General features: G+C 54.0%; 4 protein-coding genes. 3 read left to right on the top strand and 1 reads right to left on the bottom strand.

All coding sequences use genetic code 11. The features are described from left to right. Positions 1 to 236 precede the first annotated feature (236 nt). The gene (locus ROO76_14415; protein ID MDT8069356.1) at positions 237 to 1730 is read left to right on the top strand and encodes a glycosyltransferase; all 1494 of its coding nucleotides are present in this window, start codon (positions 237 to 239) and stop codon (positions 1728 to 1730) included. Between the two features lie 185 nt (positions 1731 to 1915). Here the strand turns inward: ROO76_14415 and ROO76_14410 are convergent, their stop codons facing one another. Further along, the gene (locus ROO76_14410; protein MDT8069355.1) at positions 1916 to 2668 is read right to left on the bottom strand and encodes a methyltransferase domain-containing protein; all 753 of its coding nucleotides are present in this window, start codon (positions 2666 to 2668) and stop codon (positions 1916 to 1918) included. A gap of 302 nt (positions 2669 to 2970) precedes the next feature. Here ROO76_14410 and ROO76_14405 point away from each other — a divergent pair, with 302 nt between their 5' ends. Beyond that, the gene (locus ROO76_14405; protein MDT8069354.1) at positions 2971 to 3639 is read left to right on the top strand and encodes an FkbM family methyltransferase; all 669 of its coding nucleotides are present in this window, start codon (positions 2971 to 2973) and stop codon (positions 3637 to 3639) included. Further along, a partial coding sequence (locus ROO76_14400; protein MDT8069353.1) for a hypothetical protein occupies positions 3636 to 4100 on the top strand: 465 nt, incomplete at its 3' end. The genes ROO76_14405 and ROO76_14400, both read left to right, overlap by 4 nt.

Below are 4100 nucleotides of genomic sequence, written 5' to 3'. Positions count from 1 at the left end.
AATCTCGCGCCCAGAAGTGTACCGGAAGTCGGGTGCAGCCTTGGAGCCTGGGTCTCGGAATACTGCACTTGCGCAGTCAATGATTTTCCCGGAGTCGATGGCGAGTTTGTCGATCTGCGTTCACTTTCTATTCCCGTTGAGTACTTTCGGAGCTGCGATATACTCATGCCTGGTCCGGCAGCGGGGGAAAGCCCTTCGGCTCTTGGCGAAGCGAAACTGCCCAGATGAGCTTTCCTGTGAACTCCCCTCGATCAAAAGACTATCCGCGCTGGGCACGCGAGGTCCGCAAAGACAAGATTCCTATCCGCATGGGAGAACACCTCGAGGAAGTCAAGGAGTTCTTCGACCACTATGCCCTAAGCGTGGAAAAGTGGCGGCTGCGCAACGAGGGGTACCACCGGACGATCTCTTCGCTCTGCCAATACTACATTCCCGCATCTGCACGGGTTCTCGAAATTGGAAGCGGCACGGGAGATCTGCTGGCCGCGACGGCTCCGCGCCGCGGCGTAGGCATCGATATCTCGTCCGAGATGGTTCGTTTGGCTGCGTCTAGACATCCGGATCTTGAGTTTCGCTGCATGGCAGCCGAGTCCCTCGATCTGGAGGGCGAAAAGTTCGATTACATCATCCTTTCTGATCTGGTGGGATTTCTCTACGACATTCGCCTGGTACTCGAACGTCTCCGTTCCTCCTGTCACGCACAAACGCGGATCATTATTCATTGGTATAGCCTGTTGTGGCAGCCAATCCTCACGCTCGCGGAGAGGACCGGGCTGAAGTACCCACTCCCAATTCTGAACTGGACAACTAAGGAAGATCTCGCCAATCTGCTCTATCTCGTGGATTTTGAGATTCTGCGGATGCGCCCACATATCCTCTTGCCCAAACATGTCCCCCTACTGACCCCGTTCGCTAATCGTTTTCTGGCACCGTTGCCGCTGATCCGCCAATTTGCACTCACGAACTGGGTGGTGGCACGTCCAACGCACTTGGCAGCAGACCGCCCCACACCGTCTGTATCTGTGATTTGTCCGTGCCGCAACGAGGCAGGCAATATTCAACAGATTGCCGATCGGCTGCCGATCATGGGCTCGCACACCGAGTTGATCTTTGTCGAGGGCCACTCCAAAGACAATACGCTTGACGAGTGCCGCCGGGTTGCCGCCAGCACATTCGAAAAGGACATTAAGGTCTTTGTTCAGGAAGGCCGAGGCAAAGGGGATGCAGTCCGGTTGGGCTTCGCGAAGGCGACAGGAGACATTCTTATGATCCTGGATGCAGACATCAGCGTCGCTCCCGAAGACCTGGTCGACTTCTATGAAGCCCTTGTGAATGGGAAAGGTGATTTCATCAACGGTTGCCGGTTAGTTTACACCATGGACCCTCGGGCGATGCGCTTCCTGAATCTCTGGGGGAATAAATTCTTTGCGCTCCTTTTGAGCAAGCTGATGGGCCAACCGGTTAAGGACAGCCTTTGTGGAACCAAGGTTCTATGGCGAAAAACATACCTCGAGATCGCTGCGGGACGAACATACTTTGGCGACTTCGACCCATTCGGCGATTTTGACCTCCTGTTCGGCGCCGCAAAGCTCAATCTGAAGATCATCGATATCCCTGTTCGATATCGGCAGCGAGTTTACGGTTCCACGAATATCAACAGGTTTGCCGATGGCAGCCTACTCCTGCGTATGTGCAGGAAGGCTGCAGCAAAGCTCTTTTTCATCGGTTAATTGTGCGGCCGTGCACAATGAATGACCCTTGTTTTTACTTTTGTCGCAAGTCGGGTTAATCCCGCCTGACCTGAGTTTTCCAGCACACCGCAGTCCGCCAAAGGGTAACGCAATCCATTGAAATGGTGAATTCTATTACAGGTTCTCATAAGAGACGCAGAATGCTGCTTGATACGGCGTTGCCGTTAAGGAGCCTTCCGCTCTAATACGACTAACATTCGTGATGCAAGTTTGGGGAACCGGGATAATACCAAGTCCATCCGATTGAAGAGAGGCCACAATGCGCCCGGATATAACTGCGGCCCGCGGAACCCGCCGCTTGCGACGTATGCGAGCCCTGAAAAATACTTGACCTCGACAATGCGCCACGTCCGATGTAAGTCTTTGAATACCTCAGATCCGAACACGCGGCTCGCATTTCCCTGAGCTGCATAATATGCGGCCTCAAGTCCTGTAAAAGAGTCCGGTGCGTTCCATTCAATTTCCTCTTCCAGACCCAATGGCTCATGGTGAAAATGACCGAAGACAAACCTACCGATAAGTCCCATCGCCGGATCAAAAACGATGATCCGGCCGCCCGGAGCAAGAACCCTGGCAAACTCTTGAAGTGCCGTCCCGGGGTACCTTAAGTGATGCCATACATCGAACAAAATCAGATGACCCACTTCTCCCTGGCCGAAACTAAGATGGTAGGCATTCTCAACGCGGTCTAACCACGGATTCGGGAAAATGTCAGTCGCAATGGATTGCGGTATGTGTTGCTTGATATTACCCATACCCGATCCGAGTTCCACAATCAGACCGGGAAGAACCGGGTTCAACCTGCGGGCGATCTCGCGATAGAACTGCGCATATACCTTGCGCAGTAGAGGCTTCTTCTCCCACAACTCGCGGTTCTGCAGGATTTCGATATTGTGTTGTTCAACGCTAAGGGACACAATAGTAACGATCTCGTCAGACTCGGGCCACTCTTCGGTTGAGTCAGACTACCATCTGTCTAATGAGGCGTCAATCCAGGCTTTGGAATGCGCGCTTTCTCGCGGCATCGAATACGCCACGAAGGAATCAGGGCATTGAGGATTATTGGATGAATCTTTCAACTGACCGGGGAAATCCACTCCTGAGCGCATATTCCTTTGCGAGGCGTTCCGGTTTTCTGCGAACCTCCCTCGGTCGCCGCTTATTCAGGTCTGCCTACTTCCTATACAAACGCTATATTGAAGACGATCTGCAGGACCTCGTGCTTGCCTTTCCCGCCCTTGTCGGTAAGGGAAATGTCCTGGATATCGGCGCGAACATCGGCTACACGGCCGCCGTTCTGGCGCAAGCCGCAGAATCCGGTCGCAAGGTCTATGCCTTTGAACCCGAGCCTTTCAACTTCGGGCTTCTGCAGCAGACCGCGCTTCAACCCGAGTTCGAGGGAAAAATCGTCCCAATGCAACTGGCCGTCGGGGCTGAGGTCGGGAACATTGACTTGTGGATCAACGATAACCACCATGCGGATCACCGGGTCGCAACGGAACAGTTTCGTTTGGCGCATCCAGGATTGAAGAAAGTCGGCGTACCTCTGGTCAGCATCGACAGCTTTCTCGAGAGCAAGCCGGGGCAGATCTCTTTTGTAAAAATTGACGTTCAAGGCTATGAACTAGCGGTCTGCAAGGGCATGCAGGATACGCTGCGGCAGAATCCCGACATCACCATCGTTCTTGAGTTCATGCCCTCAGCGATGCGCGAGCTGGGTTTTGAACCGTTGCATCTGATCGACCTCTTTGAGGAGCGAGACTTTAGGACCTATCACGTCCATCCACGAGGAAAGATGTCACCGGGCATGCCAGCCATCATGAAGGATTCAAGCTATTTCAACCTATTGTTCAGCCGCCGTCCCATTGCATGCAATCACAAAAAATGAAGATCACGATCACGGCAACAGACATGAAAGCGGACGTCCAGAAGGGTCGCGTCGCGCCCCGGGCGCTTTCGGCCGTCACTGTGCTGGCCTGCGCGTGGCCTGCCTTGCTTCTCGCCACCGTTTGCCTTCTACCATTCCTCAACAAGCCTTTCCTGATTGACGATCCGCATTTCCTCACAATGGCGCGGCAGATCATCAAGCACCCCATGCATCCGATGGATTTCGACATCTGCTGGAACGCCATTGACAGTTGCACGAAAGCCTATCTTTTGACGCCTGGAAATGCCCTGATGGGGTATGTGCTTGTACCGACAGTTTTGGGCGGCGCCCACGAGTGGATGGCACACTTAACGCAATTGGTGCTCGTCTGGATTGCGGTCGTGGCGATGACCTCGCTGATCTTTCGGCTCGGATGGGACCGATGGCACGCAACCGCGGGCGCTCTGCTTCTGGTGGCCATC

It is taken from the genome of Terriglobia bacterium (assembly GCA_032252755.1).
In the GTDB taxonomy this organism is placed as follows: domain Bacteria; phylum Acidobacteriota; class Terriglobia; order Terriglobales; family Acidobacteriaceae; genus JAVUPY01.
The sequence above is the reverse complement of the archived record's forward strand: the minus strand, read 5'-3'. Positions and strand labels throughout refer to the sequence as shown.